General features: G+C 44.3%; 22 protein-coding genes. 17 read left to right on the top strand and 5 right to left on the bottom strand.

Translation table 11 applies throughout. The features are described from left to right. The gene (gene galT, locus MKY10_RS20460) at window positions 1-1,542 is read left to right on the top strand and encodes a UDP-glucose--hexose-1-phosphate uridylyltransferase (protein WP_015250941.1); all 1,542 of its coding nucleotides are present in this window, start codon (window positions 1-3) and stop codon (window positions 1,540-1,542) included. A 70-nt stretch (window positions 1,543-1,612) separates the two neighbouring features. Here galT and MKY10_RS20455 read toward each other — a convergent pair whose 3' ends face one another. Next, a complete protein-coding gene (locus tag MKY10_RS20455; RefSeq protein WP_009968363.1) occupies window positions 1,613-1,858 on the bottom strand; it encodes a GlsB/YeaQ/YmgE family stress response membrane protein in 246 nt (81 codons plus the stop codon). 515 nt (window positions 1,859-2,373) lie between these two features. Between MKY10_RS20455 and qoxA the strand changes: the two genes are divergently transcribed. From qoxA to qoxD, 4 genes are read left to right on the top strand one after another with little or no spacing between them, the layout of a single operon-like run. Beyond that, entirely contained in the window at window positions 2,374-3,339 is a 966-nt protein-coding gene (gene qoxA / locus MKY10_RS20450) for a cytochrome aa3 quinol oxidase subunit II (RefSeq protein ID WP_010886637.1), read from the top strand. A gap of 27 nt (window positions 3,340-3,366) precedes the next feature. Further along, entirely contained in the window at window positions 3,367-5,316 is a 1,950-nt protein-coding gene (gene qoxB / locus MKY10_RS20445) for a cytochrome aa3 quinol oxidase subunit I (RefSeq protein WP_003227407.1), read from the top strand. Between the two features lie 13 nt (window positions 5,317-5,329). Beyond that, window positions 5,330-5,944, top strand: coding sequence for a cytochrome aa3 quinol oxidase subunit III (gene qoxC / locus MKY10_RS20440; protein WP_003227409.1), 615 nt, complete (start codon window positions 5,330-5,332; stop codon window positions 5,942-5,944). A 1-nt stretch (window position 5,945) separates the two neighbouring features. Beyond that, window positions 5,946-6,320: a cytochrome aa3 quinol oxidase subunit IV gene (qoxD, locus tag MKY10_RS20435; protein WP_003227410.1), complete on the top strand. Its 375-nt coding sequence runs from the start codon at window positions 5,946-5,948 to the stop codon at window positions 6,318-6,320. Window positions 6,321-6,361: 41 nt separating this feature from the next. Here qoxD and ywcE read toward each other — a convergent pair whose 3' ends face one another. Beyond that, window positions 6,362-6,625, bottom strand: coding sequence for a spore morphogenesis/germination protein YwcE (ywcE, locus tag MKY10_RS20430; protein ID WP_003227411.1), 264 nt, complete (start codon window positions 6,623-6,625; stop codon window positions 6,362-6,364). Window positions 6,626-7,119: 494 nt separating this feature from the next. On the opposite strand from ywcE, the gene rodA reads away from it, so the two are divergent. The 3 genes from rodA (at window position 7,120) to MKY10_RS20415 (ending at window position 10,331) form a co-directional block, all read left to right on the top strand. Then, window positions 7,120-8,301 (top strand): cell shape-determining peptidoglycan glycosyltransferase RodA, encoded by a 1,182-nt coding sequence (gene rodA, locus MKY10_RS20425; protein WP_015250943.1) that lies wholly within the window; start codon window positions 7,120-7,122, stop codon window positions 8,299-8,301. Window positions 8,302-8,406: 105 nt separating this feature from the next. Beyond that, entirely contained in the window at window positions 8,407-9,156 is a 750-nt protein-coding gene (nfsA, locus tag MKY10_RS20420; RefSeq protein WP_017696211.1) for an oxygen-insensitive NADPH nitroreductase, read from the top strand. 173 nt (window positions 9,157-9,329) lie between these two features. Beyond that, window positions 9,330-10,331, top strand: coding sequence for an LLM class flavin-dependent oxidoreductase (locus tag MKY10_RS20415; RefSeq protein ID WP_032722719.1), 1,002 nt, complete (start codon window positions 9,330-9,332; stop codon window positions 10,329-10,331). A gap of 37 nt (window positions 10,332-10,368) precedes the next feature. Here the strand turns inward: MKY10_RS20415 and vpr are convergent, their stop codons facing one another. Then, window positions 10,369-12,789, bottom strand: a complete 2,421-nt coding sequence (gene vpr, locus MKY10_RS20410; protein WP_048654801.1) for a serine protease Vpr — start codon at window positions 12,787-12,789, stop codon at window positions 10,369-10,371. A 530-nt stretch (window positions 12,790-13,319) separates the two neighbouring features. Here vpr and MKY10_RS20405 point away from each other — a divergent pair. Together MKY10_RS20405 and sacT are read left to right on the top strand one after the other, a co-directional pair. Continuing rightward, complete coding sequence (locus MKY10_RS20405) at window positions 13,320-13,622, top strand: hypothetical protein (protein ID WP_015250947.1); 303 nt, start codon at window positions 13,320-13,322, stop codon at window positions 13,620-13,622. 39 nt (window positions 13,623-13,661) lie between these two features. Next, window positions 13,662-14,492 carry a sac operon transcriptional antiterminator SacT gene (gene sacT / locus MKY10_RS20400; protein ID WP_003227423.1) on the top strand — a complete coding sequence of 277 codons (831 nt, stop codon included), beginning with the start codon at window positions 13,662-13,664 and terminating at the stop codon, window positions 14,490-14,492. Window positions 14,493-14,530: 38 nt separating this feature from the next. Here sacT and MKY10_RS20395 read toward each other — a convergent pair whose 3' ends face one another. Then, window positions 14,531-15,301, bottom strand: coding sequence for a formate/nitrite transporter family protein (locus MKY10_RS20395; RefSeq protein ID WP_015250948.1), 771 nt, complete (start codon window positions 15,299-15,301; stop codon window positions 14,531-14,533). Between the two features lie 301 nt (window positions 15,302-15,602). Here MKY10_RS20395 and scrA point away from each other — a divergent pair, with 301 nt between their 5' ends. The 3 genes from scrA (at window position 15,603) to MKY10_RS20380 (ending at window position 18,766) form a co-directional block, all read left to right on the top strand. After that, window positions 15,603-16,988, top strand: coding sequence for a PTS system sucrose transporter subunit IIBC (gene scrA, locus MKY10_RS20390; RefSeq protein ID WP_015250949.1), 1,386 nt, complete (start codon window positions 15,603-15,605; stop codon window positions 16,986-16,988). Beyond that, entirely contained in the window at window positions 16,985-18,424 is a 1,440-nt protein-coding gene (gene sacA, locus MKY10_RS20385; protein ID WP_015250950.1) for a sucrose-6-phosphate hydrolase, read from the top strand. Before scrA ends, sacA begins: the two co-directional genes overlap by 4 nt. Window positions 18,425-18,517: 93 nt before the next feature. Next, a complete protein-coding gene (locus MKY10_RS20380; RefSeq protein WP_003243437.1) occupies window positions 18,518-18,766 on the top strand; it encodes a hypothetical protein in 249 nt (82 codons plus the stop codon). A gap of 90 nt (window positions 18,767-18,856) precedes the next feature. Here the strand turns inward: MKY10_RS20380 and MKY10_RS20375 are convergent, their stop codons facing one another. Then, window positions 18,857-19,672 carry a bifunctional hydroxymethylpyrimidine kinase/phosphomethylpyrimidine kinase gene (locus tag MKY10_RS20375; RefSeq protein ID WP_014665830.1) on the bottom strand — a complete coding sequence of 272 codons (816 nt, stop codon included), beginning with the start codon at window positions 19,670-19,672 and terminating at the stop codon, window positions 18,857-18,859. A 143-nt stretch (window positions 19,673-19,815) separates the two neighbouring features. Here MKY10_RS20375 and MKY10_RS20370 point away from each other — a divergent pair, with 143 nt between their 5' ends. From MKY10_RS20370 to MKY10_RS20355, 4 genes are all read left to right on the top strand, one after another. Further along, complete coding sequence (locus MKY10_RS20370; protein ID WP_003227432.1) at window positions 19,816-20,154, top strand: PadR family transcriptional regulator; 339 nt, start codon at window positions 19,816-19,818, stop codon at window positions 20,152-20,154. Then, the gene (locus MKY10_RS20365) at window positions 20,147-20,782 is read left to right on the top strand and encodes a permease prefix domain 1-containing protein (RefSeq protein ID WP_048654800.1); all 636 of its coding nucleotides are present in this window, start codon (window positions 20,147-20,149) and stop codon (window positions 20,780-20,782) included. The genes MKY10_RS20370 and MKY10_RS20365 overlap by 8 nt, the downstream gene beginning before the upstream one ends. A gap of 47 nt (window positions 20,783-20,829) precedes the next feature. Then, window positions 20,830-21,363: a hypothetical protein gene (locus tag MKY10_RS20360; protein ID WP_048654799.1), complete on the top strand. Its 534-nt coding sequence runs from the start codon at window positions 20,830-20,832 to the stop codon at window positions 21,361-21,363. 89 nt (window positions 21,364-21,452) lie between these two features. Beyond that, entirely contained in the window at window positions 21,453-22,259 is an 807-nt protein-coding gene (locus MKY10_RS20355) for a glycosyltransferase family 2 protein (protein WP_015250953.1), read from the top strand. Window positions 22,260-22,270: the final 11 nt, after the last annotated feature.

Raw genomic sequence — 22,270 nt, 5'->3', positions numbered from 1 at the left:
ATGAGTATTATTGAACATCTGGAACAGCTGCTTGAGTATGGCCTGGAACGAAAATTGATTTCGATCTGGGATCGGGAATATACGAGAAACCGCCTTTATGAAGCGCTGGGCATCACACATCCCGAGCCGGTCTCCGGCATCTGCATCAAGCAGTCACAAAGCCTGCCGGACTTGCTCGCTCCCATCTATAAATGGGCTGCCGAAACCGGCCGAATGGAAGCGGATACAGATACGTACCGTGACCTGCTCAGCGCAAAGCTGATGGGCTGTTTTGTACCTGCTCCGTCAGAGGTCATTCGCAAATTTGAAGAGACAAAAGCATTATACGGCCCAAAACAGGCGACAAAGGAATTCTATCAATATTCAGAGGATGTCTATTATATACGGACTGACAGAATCGCCAAAAATGTTCATTGGACGGTGCCGACCGAATATGGCGAACTGGAAATGACCATTAACCTATCAAAGCCTGAAAAGGACCCGAAAGCGATTGCGGCTGCAAAAGAGCAGGAACAGACAAATTATCCGATGTGTTTGCTGTGTAAAGAAAATGTCGGGTTCGAGGGAAGCGTGAATCATCCAGCCCGGCAAAATCACAGAATCATTCCGGTCACCCTTGAGGACGAACAATGGTTCCTGCAATTCTCGCCATATGTCTATTATCCGGAGCACTGCATTGTCTTAAAAGGTGAACATGAACCGATGGAGATCAGCAAAAAAACATTTGAAAGGCTGCTGTCATTTCTCGGGCAGTATCCGCATTATTTTATCGGTTCAAACGCGGATCTGCCGATTGTCGGCGGCAGCATCCTAAGCCATGATCATTTCCAAGGCGGCGCGCATGATTTTCCAATGGCACGTGCAGAAGCAGAAGACGTTTATGAATTAAATGATTATCCCGGTGTGTCGCTGGGCTTAGTGAAGTGGCCGATGTCTGTGCTCAGGCTCCAAGGAGACGAACCGGGTCATGTCGCCGAAGCTGCTGACCATATTTTCCGCACGTGGCAGACGTATTCCGATGAAAAAGCCGGCATTGCCGCCTATACAGGCGATACGCCCCATAATACGGTCACACCGATTGCGCGGCGCAGGGGAGACTTGTACGAACTCGATATCGTACTGAGGAACAACCGGACGGATGAGGAGCATACATTAGGAATATTTCATCCCCATAAGGAAGTTCACCATATTAAAAAAGAAAATATCGGCCTGATTGAGGTCATGGGATTGGCGATATTGCCGGGCCGCTTACAGGAGGAAATGAAAGAAACGGCAGCGGCGCTATGCTCTGCTGATCCAAAAACAGCCTTAGAACAAAATCCGCTCACGGCAAAACATAGTGAGTGGGCTATTCGGATGATGGAAAAAAGAACCATAACAAAAGAGAATGCAGATCTAGTCATAAAAGAAGAGCTGGGACATGTATTCGCTCGCATTCTTGAACATGCCGGTGTGTTTAAACAGACAACGGAAGGAAAACAGGCCTTCAGAAGGTTTATCGACCAGTTGGGCGCCAAACCAGTCAAAAGCCTCAACCGCTAGGGTTGAGGCTTTTTCGATTTTTATGGCAAAACAAACACCCAAAGCGCTGACGCTTTGGGTGCTGCTGCTTTTATCCTCTTTTTCTGGTTAACAGGCTTACTAGAAAGACAACAATGGCTGCGCCGATTACCGCTGGAATAATGGCAAATCCGGCTAGGTGCGGCCCCCATGTTCCAAGCAGCCCGTGTCCGATCCAGGCGCCAATAAGACCTGCGATCATAGACCCGATAATTCCTCCGGGCATATCTCCTTTTACAAACAGGCTTCCAAGCCATCCGATAATAATAGCGACGATAAGTGAAATAAGAAAACTCATCATGCAACACATCCTATTTTTTATTTATTTGCTTATATCATTCCTCTTTTTTGTATAAGATAAACAACTGGATGCTCTCATTAAAAAATACGGACGATTCAGAGCATATTGGCTCTTCATTGCGCCTTTTCTTTCAATATTTGATGCGTTAAAATGGTAACCGTGTTAAAAGATGCTAGACAAGGAAAAAATAATTCCTATCTAGAAAGTTTAACAAAATGAAATTTTTGATTGACCTAAGTTTTTTATTGTGGTAAACCTTTATTTGTCAGAATTAGTTCTTCATCATCTTTTCTTTACTTATATGCGGAAATAACTAGAAACTTTTCATCTTAAGCGATAGATGTGAATAAAGTTGGAGCAATTTTTGTCGATTTTATGACATTTAAGCGAAAATGGGATGAAGTTTATAAAAAAATAAAGCTAATAAGTGAAGTTTTTGATAGCATAACAAAGTAGAGAAAAGATTTTGAGGAAGTATGCACTTCAGATTTATTACATCAATAGGAAGGATGGTGATCTTCTTGTTCAGAGCATTAAAACCGTTGCTTGTATTAGCGCTGTTAACTGTGGTTTTCGTCCTTGGGGGATGCAGCAATGCTTCAGTACTAGATCCGAAAGGACCTGTAGCTGAACAGCAAAGTGATTTAATCCTGTTATCTATCGGATTTATGCTGTTTATCGTCGGGGTCGTCTTTGTTCTATTTACCATTATTTTAGTAAAATACCGCGACCGTAAAGGCAAAGATAATGGATCTTATAACCCAGAAATTCACGGTAACACGTTTTTAGAAGTAGTCTGGACAGTGATCCCAATTTTAATCGTCATTGCACTTTCTGTGCCAACAGTACAGACGATATATTCGTTAGAAAAAGCTCCTGAAGCAACAAAAGATAAAGAGCCTCTTGTTGTTTATGCTACTTCGGTAGACTGGAAATGGGTATTCAGCTACCCTGAACAGGATATTGAAACGGTCAACTACTTAAACATTCCTGTCGACCGCCCGATCTTGTTCAAAATCTCATCTGCAGATTCAATGGCTTCGCTATGGATTCCTCAGCTTGGAGGGCAAAAATATGCGATGGCAGGAATGCTGATGGATCAATACTTACAGGCTGACAAAGTGGGTACTTACGAAGGCCGCAACGCGAACTTCACAGGTGAACATTTTGCAGACCAAGAGTTTGATGTGAATGCAGTTACAGAAAAAGACTTTAACAGCTGGGTGAAAAAGACTCAGAACGAGGCTCCTAAGCTGACAAAAGAGAAGTATGATGAATTGATGCTTCCTGAAAATGTGGACGAATTAACGTTCTCTTCTACTCACTTGAAATACGTTGATCACGGACAAGACGCTGAGTACGCGATGGAGGCGCGCAAACGCCTTGGCTATCAAGCCGTTTCACCGCACTCTAAAACAGATCCGTTTGAAAACGTAAAGAAAAACGAATTTAAGAAGTCTGATGATACAGAAGAATGATATTGATCAGGAAAGGAGGAAGCCTGCATGAAATTCAAATGGGACGAATTTTTCGTAACTGGTGACCCATTAATTCTGGGCGCACAAGTTTCCATTGCGCTTTCAACCATTGCCATTATTTTTGTACTGACTTACTTCAAAAAGTGGAAATGGCTGTGGTCTGAATGGATAACTACTGTTGACCATAAAAAACTCGGAATCATGTACATTATATCTGCTGTAATTATGTTATTCCGCGGCGGTGTCGACGGTCTGATGATGCGTGCCCAGCTAGCGCTTCCGAATAACAGTTTTTTAGACTCAAACCACTATAATGAAATTTTTACAACTCACGGTACAATCATGATCATCTTCATGGCGATGCCGTTCTTAATCGGTCTTATTAACGTTGTTGTGCCTCTTCAAATCGGTGCCCGCGACGTTGCGTTCCCTTACTTGAACAACCTGAGCTTCTGGACGTTCTTTGTAGGGGCGATGCTTTTCAATATTTCTTTCGTTATCGGAGGTTCTCCGAACGCAGGCTGGACGAGTTATATGCCGCTTGCAAGTAACGACATGAGCCCTGGGCCGGGTGAGAACTACTACCTCCTCGGACTTCAGATTGCCGGTATCGGTACCCTGATGACAGGGATCAACTTTATGGTAACAATCTTAAAAATGAGAACAAAAGGCATGACATTAATGCGTATGCCAATGTTCACATGGACAACACTGATCACAATGGTTATTATCGTGTTTGCGTTCCCTGTACTTACAGTAGCATTAGCACTTTTATCATTTGATCGTTTGTTCGGCGCTCACTTTTTCACATTGGAAGCAGGCGGTATGCCGATGCTTTGGGCTAACTTGTTCTGGATTTGGGGACATCCTGAAGTATATATCGTTATTCTTCCGGCGTTTGGTATTTTCTCAGAAATCATCTCAAGCTTTGCAAGAAAACAATTGTTTGGTTACAAAGCGATGGTTGGTTCTATTATCGCCATCTCTGTATTGAGTTTCTTAGTTTGGACTCACCACTTCTTCACAATGGGGAACAGTGCGTCCGTTAACTCATTCTTCTCAATTACGACAATGGCAATCTCAATCCCAACCGGGGTTAAAATCTTTAACTGGCTCTTTACAATGTATAAAGGCCGAATCAGCTTTACAACACCTATGCTGTGGGCGCTTGCGTTCATTCCTAACTTCGTTATCGGCGGGGTTACAGGGGTTATGCTTGCGATGGCAGCAGCGGATTATCAATACCATAATACGTACTTCCTTGTATCTCACTTCCACTATGTGCTGATCGCGGGTACTGTATTTGCTTGTTTCGCCGGATTTATTTTCTGGTATCCAAAAATGTTCGGCCACAAGCTGAACGAAAGAATCGGAAAATGGTTCTTCTGGATCTTTATGATCGGGTTCAATATTTGTTTCTTCCCGCAATATTTCTTGGGGCTTCAAGGCATGCCTCGCCGTATTTACACATACGGACCGAATGACGGCTGGACAACATTGAACTTTATCTCAACAGTCGGAGCTTTCATGATGGGTGTAGGATTCTTAATCCTTTGCTATAACATCTACTACAGCTTCCGTTACTCTACTCGTGAAATCAGCGGAGATTCATGGGGTGTGGGACGTACGCTTGATTGGGCGACTTCTTCTGCGATTCCGCCGCATTACAACTTTGCGGTGCTTCCTGAAGTCAAATCTCAAGATGCATTCCTGCATATGAAAGAAGAAAAAACTGAATTATACCCTGAAAGTAAATTCAAGAAAATCCATATGCCAAGCAACTCAGGCAGACCGTTCTTTATGTCTGTTGCCTTCGGTCTTGCAGGCTTTGGACTTGTCTTTGAATGGTACTGGATGGGCGTAGTCGGATTGATCGGAGTCCTGCTCTGCATGGTTCTGCGTTCATTCGAATACGACAACGGCTACTACATTAGTGTTGATGAAATAAAAGAGACGGAAAGAAAGATTTCCGAATAAGGAGGCGTGAGTTATGGAACATGCAGAACACGGCAATTCTAACGCGCCTATGGAATATCAATCTGAAACCGGCAGACTTAATATTCTCGGGTTTTGGATCTTTTTAGGGGCAGAAATTGTGTTGTTCTCAACACTATTTGCAACCTTCTTCGTTCTTAAAAACAGAACAGCTGGAGGTGTCTTGCCAGACGAACTATTTGAAGTCAATCTGGTAATGATTATGACGTTCTTGCTGCTGATCAGCAGCTTTACCTGCGGGATCGCTGTTCATGAAATGCGCCGTGGAAGTTTAAAAGGCGTAGTCATTTGGACAATTATCACTCTTCTTCTCGGTGCCGGCTTCGTCGGATGCGAGATCAACGAGTTTGTTCACTATGTACATGAAGGAGCGGCTCTCAGTACAAGTGCGTTCTGGTCTGGATTCTTTGTTTTACTTGGAACTCACGGAACTCACGTAACAATCGGGATTTTCTGGATCACAGGAATTCTGATTCAGTTGAAGAAACGCGGCTTAACTCCGCAAACTTCATCTAAAATCTTTATCTCAAGCTTGTATTGGCACTTCTTAGATGTTGTATGGATTTTCATCTTTACAGGTGTCTATCTCATGGGATTGGGGGGTCTGTAAAATGGCAAACAAATCTGCTGAACACAGTCACTTTCCATGGAAACACATTGTAGGTTTTATCCTGTCTATCGTCTTGACCCTGCTGGCTCTATGGGTTGCAGTGTATACTGACCTGAGCTCATCAGCAAAACTTTGGATTATCTTCGGCTTCGCCTTCATTCAGGCGGCGCTGCAGCTTCTCATGTTCATGCATATGACAGAGAGCGAAAACGGCACGATCCAAGTCGGAAACACGCTGTTCGGATTCTTTGGCGCGATCGTTATCGTGCTTGGATCCATCTGGATTTTCGCGGCTCACTATCACCATGGTGACCATATGGACGGAAATCCTCCTGGAGGCGCTGAACACTCAGAGCATTCAGGCCATAACGAATAATACAAAAACCCTCTTCATTGGAAGAGGGTTTTTTGCTGTCTTCAGCTGCTTCGCTTTCTGCGAAGATACGGAAGGCCGTAAATGATAAATGCGGCGATATGAGCGACAATGACGTTGACGGCAAACAAGATAATCATGAGAGTGTGTCCAAGTGGAGAAAGGCTTTCTGTTGCGTAAAAGAAGAAGAATACCCACATTAAGATGATTGGCGGAATAGCTGAGAGTGCGACTTTTTTGTTATCAAGCCAAATAAAGAGAGGCGTTGCGCTGGCAACCAATAAGTAAGCAAAAAACATGTCCATCATACCCGTCTCCTTTCATTTTGTGATAACGTTTACAAAAATGAAATAGAGGAACTGAGTTGTGTCTGTTTTGTGATTGTTTTTTGAACATTCTGTTACAATTATTATACCATGTTTTCCAGAAATTGATACGTGTTTTTGCAGAAATGGACTGGATCTATCGTCTTATTTTTTCGTTTAATGTGCTAGGAGAATGTATGGGCATGGGGCTCTGAATTTTTAGCTGTTTCTTATGAGGTATCACATTATTTGGGAACATAACACATTATCGCATTCGTTTTTTAACAAATTCTTTTGGTATGGCGTTTTTTTCATTTGAAAAGTTTTGTGTCAATCGAAACATTTCGGTTTATGATACGTCATATTTCGTGTAGCTGAAAAAGCACCGCAAATGCTGAAAAAACATAAAAGGAAGCGAGCTTCACGTGTCATCTTGAACGTGGTTCATGTATAATAAACATTAGTGATTTTCCGATGAAAATGTAAGGCGGGATAGAATGAGTCGATATAAGAAACAGCAAAGCCCCTTTTACCAGGGGGATTTGATTTTTATATTTGGTGTGTTTTTTATTATAAGCGTAGTATCAATTTATGCTGCCGGTCAGTTTGGGCAGTATGGGAACACGGATTGGATTCAGCAAATTGTGTTTTATTTTTTGGGGGCTGTTGCCATTACAGTTCTTTTGTACTTTGATTTAGAACAGCTTGAAAAGTTAAGTTTATATATTTTTATCATTGGTATTTTATCTTTGATTATTCTTAAAATCAGTCCCGAGTCTATTGCACCTGTTATTAAAGGGGCAAAAAGTTGGTTTAGGATCGGTAGAATAACAATACAGCCGTCAGAGTTTATGAAGGTTGGTTTGATTATGATGCTTGCTTCAGTTATTGGAAAAGCTAATCCTAAAGGAGTTCGGACGCTTAGGGATGATATCCACTTGTTATTAAAGATTGCGGGTGTCGCAGTTATTCCTGTAGGTCTTATCCTGATGCAGGATGCTGGGACTGCGGGAATATGTATGTTTATCGTTCTTGTAATGGTTTTTATGTCAGGTATAAATTGGAAATTGATTGCGATCATAGCTGGTTCAGGTATCTTACTCATTTCATTAATTTTATTAGTAATGATAAACTTTCCTGACGTTGCTAAATCAGTTGGAATACAGGATTATCAAATTAAGCGGGTCACTTCTTGGGTGTCTGCTTCAAATGAGACACAGGAAGATTCAAATGACAGCTGGCAAGTTGACCAGGCCATCATGGCAATAGGATCTGGTGGTATTTTAGGTAATGGTATTTCTAATTTGAAGGTTTATGTTCCAGAGAGTACGACTGACTTTATCTTTTCTATAATAGGTGAGTCATTTGGCTTTATAGGCTGTGCAATTGTTGTCATCATGTTCTTCTTTTTAATCTACAGGCTTGTTGTTCTGATAGACAAAATACATCCGTTTAACCGTTTCGCTTCTTTCTTTTGCGTTGGCTATACGGCGTTAATTGTGATCCACACATTCCAGAATATCGGAATGAACATCGGCATTATGCCTGTTACCGGGATTCCGCTACTGTTTGTCAGCTATGGGGGAAGCTCGACACTTTCCACGTTAATCGGATTTGGGATTGTATATAATGCAAGTGTGCAGCTGACGAAATACAGAAGTTATCTTTTTAATTCTTAATATGCAGACAGCCTTTACAGAGGCTGTCTTTTTTTGTGCAGAGCATTTCGCTTTTGAGATCACTTTTTTTCGGATATGATAAAAAGTGATAAGGAGGTTTTTGTGATGAATAACACAATCGAAACCATTTTGAATCATCGGTCAATCCGGTCTTTTACTGATCAGCTTTTGACAGCTGAAGAAATTGATACATTAGTGAAAAGTGCGCAGGCTGCGTCTACATCCAGCTATGTGCAGGCATATTCGATTATCGGGGTTTCTGATCCTGAGAAAAAACGTGAGCTGTCCGTGCTTGCTGGGAATCAGCCTTACGTTGAGAAGAACGGACACTTTTTTGTATTTTGTGCGGATTTGTACCGCCATCAAAAACTGGCTGAGGAAAAAGGTGAACATATTTCTGAGCTGCTCGAGAATACAGAAATGTTTATGGTTAGCTTGATTGATGCGGCGCTGGCAGCGCAAAATATGAGCATTGCCGCTGAATCCATGGGGCTTGGCATTTGCTATATCGGCGGCATTCGGAATGAACTGGACAAGGTGACAGAGGTGCTGCAAACGCCTGACCATGTGCTCCCGCTTTTCGGACTGGCAGTAGGCCATCCTGCGAACCTTTCCGGCAAAAAACCGAGATTGCCAAAGCAGGCCGTTTATCATGAGAATACGTATAATGTGAACACAGACGATTTCCGTCATACTATGAATACGTATGACAAAACCATTTCTGATTACTATAGAGAAAGAACAAACGGGCAGCGGGAAGAAACGTGGTCCGATCAAATACTGAACTTTATGAAGCAAAAGCCGCGTACGTATTTAAATGACTACGTGAAAGAAAAGGGCTTTAATAAAAACTAAAGCAAACCTCTCCGTCTGGAGGGGTTTTTATGTTTCACGTGTAACATATTCCGACAAATAGGGACAGGCTTTCACAAATAAATGGCGAATGATAGGGGACACTGATAAGCAGTGTGAGCGGCTTTGGAGAAAAAATAGAAGATCAGTGATACGATGAGGATGAGGTGGTAGGGATGGTTTCATTAAGTATATTAGATCAATCTCCAGTATCAGAGGGCAGCAATGCTGAAACGGCCTTACAGCAAACCGTTGCGCTTGCTCAAGCTGCTGAGGACCTTGGATATAAGAGATTTTGGGTTTCTGAGCATCACTTTTCAAAACGGCTGGCAGGGTCCAGTCCTGAGGTGCTAATCAGTCATATAGCAGCGAAAACAAAGCGAATTCGTGTTGGATCAGGAGGAGTCATGCTGCCGCATTACAGTGCTTATAAAGTAGCTGAAAACTTTCGTGTTCTGGAGGGGCTGACACCAGGAAGAATTGATCTGGGGCTTGGCAGAGCACCGGGGGGAATGCCGATTGCATCATGGGCGCTGAATGACGGCGGAAAGCGCAATGCTGATCAGTATCCGCAGCAAATCAAGGAGCTGACCATGTATTTGCATGATTTGGCGGATGATAAACACCGTTTTCCGAATCTGACGGCTGCGCCGCATATTTCAACGGCTCCGGATGTGTGGCTGCTCGGCTCATCTGGAGAAAGCGCGCTGCTCGCAGCTGAATCTGGCGCTGGCTATATGTTTGCCCATTTTATCAATGGAGAGGGCGGAGAGGGTACTGTCAGACAGTATAAGAGGCGATTCAAACCATCTGTGTTAGGAGATACGCCTCGAGCGGCAGTTGCTGTTTTTGTTCTTTGTGCTGACACGGAGGAGAAGGCAGAGGAGCTTGGGGCTGTGCTTGATTTTACACTTTTGGCGGGAGAGCAGGGTATTCCTTTAGAGGGAGTTCCTTCGTATGAAGCTGTTCGGAAAAATACGTATTCTCCTTATGAACAGAGACGAATTGCTGATAATCGAAATCGAATGATTGTCGGTACGAAAGAACAGGTTAAGGAGCGGCTGCTAGCTTTGAGTAAAGCGTATGAAACAGAGGAAATCATGGTGGTGACCATCACACATCATTTTGAAGATAAGCTCCGATCGTATCGATTATTGCAGGAGGCGTTTGCTGACTGATCTTTAAAAAGCCCTGCCGATTCGGCAGGGCTTTTTCTTATTCAACAGTGAAAGGTTCTTCGGTCAAAACCTGGCTTGACTTGCCTTTGTTCGCGGCATATGCGAGCAAGTAATACTCTCCGGCCGGAAGTTTGGTTCCGCCATTAATCGTGCCATCCCAGTCAAAGTACTGGTAACCTTTATCTTGGTTTTTATAAATGCCGGCTTGGCCTGCGAAATCAAGGTTGCTGTCATAGACGAGGAACGCCAGCTCTTCCGCTCCCGCAGGAAGGTAGGTTTCAATTTGATAGGTACCTTGTACAGTCCCTTCGCTGACAGAGACAGATGTGACTCTCGGATAATCGGGCTCTTTCACAATCAGCAATGTAGGTACCTTAGCGACTGTTTTTCCGCCTTCTCTGACGATAACCGTTCCTTCATAGGTGCCAGCTTTTGTTTTCTTCGTATTGACCTTTACTTTTGCAGTGGCTTTCCCGGTTTGATGTGCCGGAATCACAACACGGCTTGTGCCGGATGTGGAAATGCCGCTGCCATTAAATGAGTATTCAAGTGTGTATGACTTTCTAATGGAAGATTGATTTTCAATCGTAAACGTTTCATTTTTTGTTTCGTTTCCGTTTTCCTTCAAGAACGTGCCGTATGAATAGCTTCCAGGTGAGACGAGCGAATCGGCTTTGATTGCGTTCATGATTCTTGCGCTGCCTGCGCCTTGAGCGTTATGCGGATATACTTCCCCATCGCTATCCTTTAAAGTGACAGCGGTATTCATGATGGCGGTTTTAATCTGTTCAACGCTCCACTTTGGTTTGGCTTGTTTAATAACGGCAACCGCTCCGGCAATATGAGGCGATGCCATGCTTGTTCCTTGTTTTGATCCGTAGCCGTATGGATGGTCAGGATCGTGTGTTGGGATCGTGCTCACGATATTGACCCCTGGCGCGGAAATATCAGGCTTAATCATCCACGTATCCATAACAGGACCGCGTGATGAGAAATCAGCGACTTGTTCACCGAGCGCTTTTGAGACCGTCAACTTGAATGTTGTTTTTGTCTCACCAGCTTTCAGGGCGCTGACGAGTTTTTCGCCGTCTTCTAATGAAAGCTTAATCGTTGGGACAGACATGCCTGGCACATTGGCTTCAATTTCTCCAGAGAGATTGTTATACACAACCATGCCGATGGCACCGGCTTTTTTAGCGTTATCCGCTTTATCCACAAATGCAATGCTGCCTCGTTTGACAACGGCGACTTTGCCTGTCAGGTCTTTCCCTTCAAAATCCTTTGCTTCGCCGATTCCCGCTTCGACAAGCTCAACTTCTTTGTTATTGAGCGCTTTGACGTCGTCCTCTTTGTTATAGCCCATCACTTTTGCTGAAGAATAGGAGCCGAAAGTGACGGCGTATTCATTGAGCGGCAGCTGAGTCGCACCGACAGAAATCGCTTCTCTGGATGTGCCCGGCGATCCGACTGTCCAGCCGTTCGGTCCGCTGTTGCCGTTTGAGGTAACAGCGACAACGCCTTCTGACATGGCCCAGTCAAGCGCTGTGCTTGTCGCCCAGTCCGGGTTGTTTAAAGAGTTTCCGAGAGACAGGTTCATCACATCTGCCCCGTCCTGCACTGCACGTTCCACACCGGCGATGACGTTTTCCGATGTGCCGCTTCCGCCAGGCCCTAACACACGATAAGCAAGAAGTGTGGCATCAGGCGCTACGCCTTTAATTGTTCCGTTTGCAGCCACAGTTCCGGCTACGTGTGTGCCGTGGTCAGTCGCTCCGCCCCTCGGATCGCCTGTTGGTGTTTCTTTTGGATCGTAATCATTGTCCACAAAATCGTATCCTTTATATTGTCCAAAGTTTTTCTTCAGATCTGGGTGATTGTATTCAACCCCAGTGTCAATAATCGCCACCTTAATGCCTTTTCCTGTGTAGCCTAAATCCCATGCATCGTTTGCTCCGATATAAGGCGCACTGTCATCCATTTGCGGAGATACGGCGTCTTCGGAGATTGTGACGTCTTTATCCTTCATATTGTCTGTTTTATATGTGACGTTCGGGTACACCGCCTTAACGTCTTTTACCGCGAGAAGTTTTGGAATCTCATTAGCTGGAAGCTTCATAGAGAAGCCTGAGAATACCTGCTCATATTCCCGGTTTACTTTTCCGTTTTTCACCGCTTTGATTGCTTTATTTTTTGCTTTGGTGCGAGCGGTTTTCAGCTTGCTTTTCGATTGGCTTTCTCCCGCTTCCTTCGCTTCTGCCAAGGATTTTTCTTTTAATTCCACTATAACGGTTGTTTTTTTGCTTGTCGTCATGTCGATATCACCGAATACCTCGGCTTTTTCCAGATCAGCCGACGTTTTTGAAGAAGCCGGAGCTGCCTGGACGCCCGTAATACCTGTGGATAACGCAAAAAATAAGACAAAACTTACAAGCAGAAAGCGAATGATCCCCTTTTTCAATGTGTTTCCCCCTTTGTGTTTAGAAAAAATGTGAAAGATCTAGTATATATTTCTTGAAAATTCAAAAAAAATCCTTGTGTCATTTGGACCATTTATTGGATTTTGTTTGTGTATAACGAAGGAGTTATACACAGAACCCTGTGTATAAGTGAATAAACCTGTGTATATATATAGTTAGGAATATACGTTCGTATACAAAATATAGATAGAGTTTGTGGACATGTGGATATCTCTTGTGATTAAGTTGTTCTTATCTTTGGGATAACTTGTGTATAAAGTTTTCAAAGCGGTTCTCCAATTTTCATTTCAATTCTTTCAGCTTTCAACAAAACTTCTAAAAACTAGTTGGTTTTTTCACTCATATTGTGACAAAGAATTCTCTTTCCACGGTCTATCATAGAGTCATGAGTTTTGCTAGAGCTGCTAGTTTGCGAGAAAAGAAATCGGCCGTCTTTTCTTGCGGGCTGCGGCTGAGAAAACGGGCTGCTAAAAAGGCTGCCTGCCAAAAAGAAGCGGAGGGATGTTTTTCTATGAAACGTTTGCTTGTATCTTTACGGGTGTGGATGGTCTTTTTGATGAACTGGGTGACGCCGGACAGAAAAACTGCGGCTGCCGCGGTCTATTCGGCTCAGCGTACATACCAAAGAAAGGCGGCTGTGCAGGCCGCAGGACTCGTTTCGTTTTATGAGTGGCGGATGGCTGTGAATGAGGAAGAAAAGCAGAAAGCGAAAGCCGCCGCGCTTTATAAAAGAAGATGTTTGCAAGCCTTCAAGGAATCGCCAAAGCAGGAGAGAGCGGGCCCGTATCTTTACATGGCGGTCAAAAGGAGGTAAAATCCCAGTCAAAAGCAAATTGGCGGGAGAGATAACCTCTTGAAAATCTATAAAGTATTAAACAATAATGCGGCTTTAATAAAAGAGGATGATCAGGAAAAAATCGTGATGGGGCCGGGAATCGCTTTTCAAAAAAAGAAAAATGATCTCATCCCTATGAATAAAGTGGAAAAGATCTTTGTCGTGCGCGACGAGAATGAAAAGTTCAAACAAATCCTGCAAACACTGCCGGAGGAGCATATAGAAATAGCTGAGGATATCATCAGCTATGCGGAAGGAGAGCTCGCGGCGCCGCTGAGCGATCACATTCATATCGCGCTTTCCGACCATTTGTCCTTTGCGATCGAAAGGATTCAAAATGGGCTGCTTGTGCAGAATAAATTGCTGCATGAGATAAAGGCGCTCTATAAAAAAGAATACGAGATCGGCCTGTGGGCGATCGGACATGTAAAAGAGACATTGGGCGTGTCTCTGCCTGAAGATGAAGCGGGTTATATTGCCCTTCACATCCATACGGCGAAGATGGATGCGGAGAGCATGTATTCAGCGCTGAAGCATACGACCATGATCAAAGAAATGATAGAGAAAATAGAACAATACTTTAATCGAAAGGTGGATGAAAACAGCATTTCCTATCAACGCCTTGTCACGCATTTGCGATACGCGGTCAGCCGGTTGGAATCAAATGAAGCGCTCCATCGTATGGACGAGGAGATGCTTTATTTCATCCAAAAAAAGTATTCATTCGCCTATCAATGTGCGCTGGAGCTGGCGGAGTTTTTGAAAAATGAATATCAATTACATTTGCCGGAATCCGAGGCCGGCTATATCACGCTGCATGTCCAGCGTCTTCAAGATCTCTCGGAATAACCGATTTGACTTGCAGGGAGTGATCTCTGGAAGTTTTTTTATTGATCAGGATTCAGTGTGTAGTACATCCAGCCCATCATGACTATTCCCGCGGTCAGATTGCCGAGCGTAACGGGAATTAAGTTTCTGACTGCTCCCATCAGTGTCACTGTATCAGGGTGCTCGATCAAAAGCGAGATGGCGAATGTGCACATATTGGCAATGCTGTGTTCAAAGCCGGAAATAAAGAAGCAGAAAACGAATAGCATCATGGTAAAAAGCTTTGCTCCTTCCCCTTTGAGAGACATTGGAATGAAAAAGGCGAGGCACACAAGCCAATTGCACAGCATTCCTCTGAAAAACAATTCGGAAGCCGGCGGCTCCATTTTGTGCTCTGCCAAATGAATCAAAAAGGAATGAACAGAAGGCTCCTCAAAAAGTCCCGTCGCGCTGATCAGGATGGCAAACAGAATGGCGCCGATTAAATTGCCGGCATAGCTTGACATCCACAAGTACAGGGTGTTGCGCCAGCTGAGTTTTTTCCGGAGCGCGGTATAGGTGAAATAAAAGGTGTTGCCGGTAAATAAATCTCCGCCTCCGTAAGCAATCATCAGAATAGCGGCCCCGAAAGTGACAGCGGCTGCCGGAAAGGCAAACGGAGAATCAGCCATAAAGAAATAGCTGCCTGTTTTGCTTGCGGCTGTAATGCCAAAACCAATAAACATACTGGCCAAAATGGACCGAAGCACATAACGGATTTTGCTTGAAGCGAATATGTTTTGTTTTTTCAAAGCATACTGTTCAACCTTTTGTAATGCTTGAGTTTCCATTGTCTTTTCCTGCTTTCTTTCATGATTGAGCATAGTATAGCACGATATTGTGAAGTATTTCACAATTAATTTTTACGAATTTTTGTCTACATGTTTTATCAAACTATTTAACTAAAAAAATAGTTGACGAAAACGCTGTCATGATTTATGATGAAAGCGTATTCTTAATCTGAATAAGCGGGATTGTGACTGGTAAAGCAGGCAAGACCTAAAATTTGCGTAAATGAAAAAGGATCGCTGTGTCCTTTATTCGTTGGCGAATTTTAGGTCTTTTTTGTTTAAATAAAAGGGGGAGAAATAGATGGATTACAAAGAGACTGCAAAACGCCTCATTGAGCTTCTCGGAGGGAAAGAAAATATCATCAGCGCGGCTCATTGTGCAACAAGACTGCGTTTAGTGATGAAAGATGAATCAAAGATAGATCAAGCACAAGTAGAAGAGCTTGATGGCGTTAAAGGGGCTTTCAGCAGCTCTGGCCAGTACCAGATCATTTTCGGAACAGGCCTTGTGAATAAAGTATTCGATGCTTTTTCTAAAGAAGCTGATATTGAGCGTGAGGAACACGTCAATCATCAGGATGCGGCAAAAGAAAAGCTGAATCCCGCTGCGAGATTTGCGAAAACGCTTTCTAATATTTTTGTCCCAATTATCCCGGCTATTGTGGCCAGCGGCCTGTTAATGGGATTGCTGGGTATGATCAATGCGTTTCATTGGATGAGCAAGGATTCTGCGCTGTTGCAGCTGCTTGATATGTTTTCAAGTGCAGCATTTATTTTCTTGCCGATTCTAATCGGAGTAAGCGCTTCAAAAGAATTTGGCAGCAACCCGTACTTGGGAGCGGTCATTGGGGGAATCATGATTCATCCAAACCTTTTGAATCCATGGGGTTTGGCTGAAGCGACACCTGATTATATGCATCTTTTCGGATTTGATATCGCGCTTCTCGGCTATCAGGGAACTGTCATCCCTGTTCTGCTGGCAGTTTATGTAATGAGCAAGGTAGAGAAATGGACAAGAAAAGTGGTTCCGCATGCGGTAGACTTGCTTGTTACACCTTTTGTTACTGTAATTGTCACCGGGTTTGTTGCTTTTATCGCGATTGGCCCTCTGGGCAGAGCGCTTGGCTCCGGCATTACGGTTGCTTTAACTTATGTATATGACCATGCCGGTTTTGTGGCAGGTTTGATTTTCGGGGGCACGTATTCACTCATCGTGCTGACAGGTGTTCATCACAGCTTCCATGCGATTGAGGCGGGGCTTATTGCAGATATAGGCAAAAACTACTTGCTGCCGATCTGGTCAATGGCGAATGTCGCACAGGGCGGGGCAGGTCTTGCCGTCTTCTTTATGGCGAAAAAGGCAAAGACAAAAGAAATCGCGCTTCCGGCAGCATTTTCCGCTTTTCTCGGCATTACTGAGCCCGTCATATTCGGAGTCAATCTTCGCTACCGAAAACCGTTTATCGCCGCGATGATCGGAGGCGCATTGGGTGGGGCATATGTCGTCTTTACACATGTAGCTGCAAACGCTTACGGGTTAACGGGAATTCCGATGATCGCCATTGCTGCGCCGTTTGGCATGGGCAACTTGATCAACTATCTGATTGGCATGGCGATTGCGGCAGTGTCAGCGTTCATTGCAGCATTTGTCATGAAGATTAATGAGGATGAGGAGAGGAAAAAATGACAGCACATGACCAGGAGCTTCGTCGCCGGGCTTATGAAGAAGTGGAGAAAAAAGAGCCCATCGCTAACAGCGATCCGCACCGCCAGCATTTTCACATCATGCCGCCGGTTGGGCTGCTGAATGACCCGAATGGCGTGATTTATTGGAAGGGCAGCTATCATGTATTCTTTCAGTGGCAGCCGTTTCAGACGGGGCACGGCGCAAAATTTTGGGGGCATTATACGACACAGGATGTTGTGAATTGGAAGCGGGAAGAGATTGCGCTGGCTCCGAGTGATTGGTTTGATAAAAACGGCTGCTACTCGGGCAGCGCTGTCACGAAAGACGATCGGCTCTATCTGTTTTACACAGGAAATGTCAGGGATCAGGATGGAAATCGGGAAACGTATCAATGCCTTGCTGTTTCTGACGACGGGCTGTCCTTTGAGAAAAAGGGTGTCGTCGCCCGCCTTCCGGAAGGATATACGGCGCATTTTCGCGATCCGAAGGTATGGGAGCATGAAGGCACATGGTATATGGTGATTGGTGCGCAAACAGAGAATTTGAAAGGGCAGGCTGTATTGTTTGCTTCTGATAACCTGATAGAGTGGAGATTTCTTGGCCCGATAACCGGCGCAGGCTTCAACGGGCTGGACGATTTTGGATACATGTGGGAATGCCCTGATTTGTTTTCCCTTCAAGGATCGGACGTGCTGATTGTTTCGCCTCAAGGGCTTGAGGCTGACGGTTTCCTTTATCAGAACGTATACCAGTCAGGTTATTTTGTCGGGCGTCTCGATTATAACAAGCCTGAACTGAAGCATGGTGATTTTAGGGAACTTGATCAAGGTTTTGATTTTTACGCGCCGCAAACACTTGAAGATGATCAGGGCAGACGGATTTTGTTTGCATGGATGGCTGTGCCTGACCAGGATGAAGGATCTCATCCGACGATTGACTATCACTGGATTCACTGCATGACGCTGCCGAGACAGCTGACGCTTTCAGGCCAGAAGCTGATTCAGCAGCCGCTGCCTGAGCTAAAAGCCATGCGCAGAAATGAGAAAAAAATACACATCAACATGCATGGATCATCTGGTACACTTCCAGTGGAAAAACCTGAAAGAGCTGAGATTCTGCTGGAAGACATTCATACGGAGTCTGGCTTTTCAATCAGTATCCGCGGAACGGCTACGTTTTCCTTCCATAAAGACGAGGGGATTGTTACGCTGGAACGAACGAGCTTTGACGGAAAAAGAACAGAAGCGAGACATTGCCGCATCAAGGACTTGCATACCGTACACATGTTTTTCGACGCGTCATCTGTGGAAATCTTTATCAATAACGGAGAAGAGGTCTTTAGTGCGAGATATTTTCCTTTCCCGGGAAATCATGAAGTAACAGCCAGTTCGACCGGGAAATCTGAAATGAATGTCGGAATTTGGACACTTATGTAGAAAATCCTTCTATTTTCTTATGTGAAATCTGAGCCATCTGTGCTATTCTTCAACGATAACCTACTATTTTTTTCTGTAAAAGGAGTTGTTTTCTTGAATATACATGAACAGAAGATAACACCGGAATGTTTGGAAAAGGCTGCTAACCAAGTTGAAGATAAGCGGGAAGAATATAAGGATGTGCTGCTTCAGCTGAAAAAAATGCTTGGCGGAACAACGCCGCACAGTGAAACGGCGGAAATTCTCACGCGGGCATATGAACAAATGAAGGAATATGCACTTTTTGTTCAGTCGATAGAAACATTTTTGAGGAAATCTGCAAACAATTTAAAAATCAAATAAACAGGCTGCCGATGGGATCGGCAGTTTTTTCTGTGAAAAGTCTTCGGTGATTTAAAAAGGGCTGCCTCTTTGTAAGGCAGCCCCTTTTGTTTATGATTGTTGATTCAGGCGCAGTGCAGAATGCTTCGTAGGACCAACATACTGGTTTAGCGGGAAGGATTCTTTAATGGCCGCTGTGATGAATTCTTTCGCTGCGTAAATGGCTTCTTTGACTTCCGCACCTTTGGCGAGCTCCGCTGTCACGGCTGCTGAGAACGTACAGCCTGCGCCATGTGTATAAGGCGTATCGATCATTTCGCTTTCAAGGACTTCCGCTGTTTCTCCGTCATAGAGAACATCAACGGCTTTCTCATGTTTGAGTTTGCCTCCGCCTGTAATGACGACATATTGAGCGCCGAGTGCGTGAATTTTTTTCGCGGCTTCGATCATATCGTCAACTGTTTTTAGTTCATCCATGCCGCTGAGCTGGCTGGCTTCAAACAAGTTTGGCGTAATGACAGTGGCTAGCGGAGCCAATTGCTCACGCAGGGCTTGGGCGTGCTCCGGATAAAGGACTTCATTAGCACCTTTGCAAACCATAACCGGGTCAATTACCACATTTTTTAATTGTTTTTCTTTGATCGTTTTTGCTGCAAGCTCGATAATATCAACGGTTGGCAGCATTCCTGTTTTCATGGCGTCCACACCGATGCCGTCCGTAATTGTTGCAAGCTGGGCGCGGATTGTATCAGTATCGATCGGGAATACCTGATGGTCCCAGCTGTTGTTTGGGTCCATCGCAACGATCACCGTTAAGGCGGTCATCCCGTATACGTTTTTTTCTTGAAATGTTTTTAAATCAGCTTGAATCCCAGCACCGCCGCTGGAATCTGAGCCGGCAATGGTGAGTGCTTTGTGCATAGACATGTCTTGAACCTCCATCATGTTTTGTCTTTCATTATAGTTAGATTTTCTCTGTATCACAATATAGAAGATCTATAGGAATCATTTGACAATCTCAACGGGCTTTCGTAAAATGCTACATAAGAAAACTAGGTAGGGGTTTTGAGATGTTAAATCGTGAGCTGGTTAAGGGAAGCACGGTTATATTGGTATTGACGCTTCTGAACGAGCGGCCGATGTACGGCTATGAGCTTGTAAAAGAAATGGGAAGCCGCAGCGGAAACGAGCTGCAGATGAAAGAAGGGACCTTGTATCCTTCTCTTCACAAGCTTGAACGCCAAGGATATATTTCTTCCTACTGGGAGAAGCAGGAGAAAGGACCGGACCGCAAATATTACCGGATTACAGACGAAGGCAAAGAAGTGCTGGCGGAACGCACGAAGGAATGGAGCGTATTTTCAGCCATGATGGACCGAATACTGAAGTGGAGCGGACAAAATGGATAAAGAAACATATGTATCCGAAATCAAAAGCGGGCTTAAAGGGCTTCCTGAAGGCGAGGCAATGATAGAAGAGATTGAGAGCCATATTGAACATCATCTGTTTTGCTCTTTTCAGGAAGGAAAGAGTGAGGAGGAAGCTATGCAGACTTTATTGCAGGCGTTTGGAACACCAACTGACATTGTTTCTTCGTTTAAGAAAATACAGCCAGTAACGTTCCGTGCGTTTTTGATGTTCCATCTTTTCTGTAACAGTGCCCTATTCGCTGTCGGCATTGCGATTACAATAATGCATGTATGGCTTGAATCACCGTTTGTTCAAGCAGTATGGAAAGGCATTTCTGTTTCTGTTTGGCTGATCTTAGCTGCATATATGATCTACTGGGTGCTGATTGGGTATCAAGGCGTGAAGGAGTTTGGAAAACGCGGAGAAAAGCTTGTTCTACATACGATTCTGATCTCAATGGTGCCAAACGTCATTTTTATGCTTGTTTTTCTATTCAATGTAATTCCTGCTGCGCTGTTTCAATCCTTGTTGACACCTTGGTTTGTTGGAACTTGTGCTATTGCAACGCTGTTATTTCCGTTATTTGGCCGAATGGGCTGTTATATTGGCAGGCGTCAGCTTGCCTGATTTTTTAGGTATATACATAGAATTTCTATGTAAAGGATGTGTATGTCGTGAGGATTAGCTCTTGTTTATATGGTTTTGTAGCTCATGGGGCAGTATTTTTGTTTACTGGTGGCTGCATGCTCTTGGCTATGGCAGCCAGCTTGCCTTTTGTTTTTCTGCTTGATTGGCTGCCTGATGTCGTCTTTACAGCAGGTGCCATTCTTACGCTGTTATGTTCATATGCTTATGTCTGGTTTTGGGCGGTCCGATTTGCATATAACCAGAAAATGCGCCTGTTTGAGGTTCAATTGGGGTCCTTTGTGGTGCTGGCCCTCATGATATCTTTGATTTTATTGGATGGATCTAGTATGAAAGACATCATGATGAATTGGGACGATACAGGCTGTGCTTTTGTTCCGCCGGCTTTTACATTTTTGTGTCTTTCTTATGCACTGGTGCTGCTGCCGGTCTATCAATCTAAGCTGTGGCGTCTTATCCTTCCGAATGGCGTCCGCCTGAAAGATCTCTTTCATGTCTTTGGAAATCTGATGCTGATCATGGTGCTTCTGATCGGAGCCACTTTGCTGTTTCTATCATTGTAGTATGCCGTTTCAGTAGGATATTCCCACTGATCTCCCGTCCAATATATGTTTTAATAGTACATGACTATGAAAATGAGAAGGAGAGCATCATGAAGATTTCTATCGTAATTGTGACCTATAATCGGATTCCGGCTTTGTGTGAGCTTCTGGAGTCGATTTCCCGCCAGACCTTGAAGCCGTATGAAATTATTATTGTGAATGATGCCGGGGAATCGGTCGTGCCAGTCAAAGCACTGTATCCGGAGCTGCCGATTGCTGTCATCAATTTAGAAAAGAACTCGGGGCATGTGGCTGCGAGAAATGCCGGTGTAAAAGAGGCGTCTGGCGATTGCATTATGCTGTGTGATGACGATGATTTCTTTACGCCAGGGCATATCGAGAAAATGGCAAAGGAAATAGAAACGGCAGACTTCGTTCATTCTGATGCGGAAATAGTTTCGTTTGAAGAGAAAAACGGAACAAGGTATCCAGTGTCACGGAAATTGTTTGCTTATACCGCTGACTATGAGGATATGAGAGTGTTCTCTACATACGTGCCGTCGGGCAGCATGTACAGACGTTTTCTGCATGATGAAATCGGGTATTTCGATGCTGATGTGCACAATTACTGGGATTGGGATTTTTATCTGCGCGCAGCCAAGGATTACCGGGTGAAGCGTGTCCCTTGCGCCAGTGTGATTTATGCCTTCAGTGACGCGGGAGACAATCAGTCTGCGGACCTTGGCGCCAAGCGGAAGCAATATTTGGATCGTTTAAGTGAAAAGCACGGACTCGGGGAGCTGCCGACGAAAAACTTTGCCGTCCTGCTTGAAGAGCCTGAGATGAAGAGGCGGGAAGCAAAAAGTGAAATGGTTTGGGATGGCGAGCCTGTCTATTCCAGACTTCATCGTTCGTAAGGGGGCCTGAA

Source organism: Bacillus sp. FSL P4-0290 (genome assembly GCF_037975435.1).
Lineage (GTDB): Bacteria > Bacillota > Bacilli > Bacillales > Bacillaceae > Bacillus > Bacillus subtilis.
The sequence above is the reverse complement of the archived record's forward strand: the minus strand, read 5'-3'. Positions and strand labels throughout refer to the sequence as shown.

What these genes read in the sequence shown, in the direction of transcription:
- MKY10_RS20365 (WP_048654800.1), top strand. Translation starts at nt 20,147, where the DNA reads ATGGATAAAGAAACATATGTATCCGAAATCAAAAGCGGGCTTAAAGGG.
- qoxC (WP_003227409.1), top strand. Translation starts at nt 5,330, where the DNA reads ATGGAACATGCAGAACACGGCAATTCTAACGCGCCTATGGAATATCAA.
- rodA (WP_015250943.1), top strand. Translation starts at nt 7,120, where the DNA reads ATGAGTCGATATAAGAAACAGCAAAGCCCCTTTTACCAGGGGGATTTG.
- nfsA (WP_017696211.1), top strand. Translation starts at nt 8,407, where the DNA reads ATGAATAACACAATCGAAACCATTTTGAATCATCGGTCAATCCGGTCT.
- MKY10_RS20370 (WP_003227432.1), top strand. Translation starts at nt 19,816, where the DNA reads ATGTTAAATCGTGAGCTGGTTAAGGGAAGCACGGTTATATTGGTATTG.
- MKY10_RS20415 (WP_032722719.1), top strand. Translation starts at nt 9,330, where the DNA reads ATGGTTTCATTAAGTATATTAGATCAATCTCCAGTATCAGAGGGCAGC.
- sacA (WP_015250950.1), top strand. Translation starts at nt 16,985, where the DNA reads ATGACAGCACATGACCAGGAGCTTCGTCGCCGGGCTTATGAAGAAGTG.
- MKY10_RS20455 (WP_009968363.1), bottom strand. Translation starts at nt 1,858, where the DNA reads ATGAGTTTTCTTATTTCACTTATCGTCGCTATTATTATCGGATGGCTT.
- ywcE (WP_003227411.1), bottom strand. Translation starts at nt 6,625, where the DNA reads ATGATGGACATGTTTTTTGCTTACTTATTGGTTGCCAGCGCAACGCCT.
- qoxD (WP_003227410.1), top strand. Translation starts at nt 5,946, where the DNA reads ATGGCAAACAAATCTGCTGAACACAGTCACTTTCCATGGAAACACATT.
- MKY10_RS20375 (WP_014665830.1), bottom strand. Translation starts at nt 19,672, where the DNA reads ATGTCTATGCACAAAGCACTCACCATTGCCGGCTCAGATTCCAGCGGC.
- MKY10_RS20355 (WP_015250953.1), top strand. Translation starts at nt 21,453, where the DNA reads ATGAAGATTTCTATCGTAATTGTGACCTATAATCGGATTCCGGCTTTG.
- scrA (WP_015250949.1), top strand. Translation starts at nt 15,603, where the DNA reads ATGGATTACAAAGAGACTGCAAAACGCCTCATTGAGCTTCTCGGAGGG.
- qoxB (WP_003227407.1), top strand. Translation starts at nt 3,367, where the DNA reads ATGAAATTCAAATGGGACGAATTTTTCGTAACTGGTGACCCATTAATT.
- MKY10_RS20405 (WP_015250947.1), top strand. Translation starts at nt 13,320, where the DNA reads ATGAAACGTTTGCTTGTATCTTTACGGGTGTGGATGGTCTTTTTGATG.
- galT (WP_015250941.1), top strand. Translation starts at nt 1, where the DNA reads ATGAGTATTATTGAACATCTGGAACAGCTGCTTGAGTATGGCCTGGAA.
- MKY10_RS20395 (WP_015250948.1), bottom strand. Translation starts at nt 15,301, where the DNA reads ATGGAAACTCAAGCATTACAAAAGGTTGAACAGTATGCTTTGAAAAAA.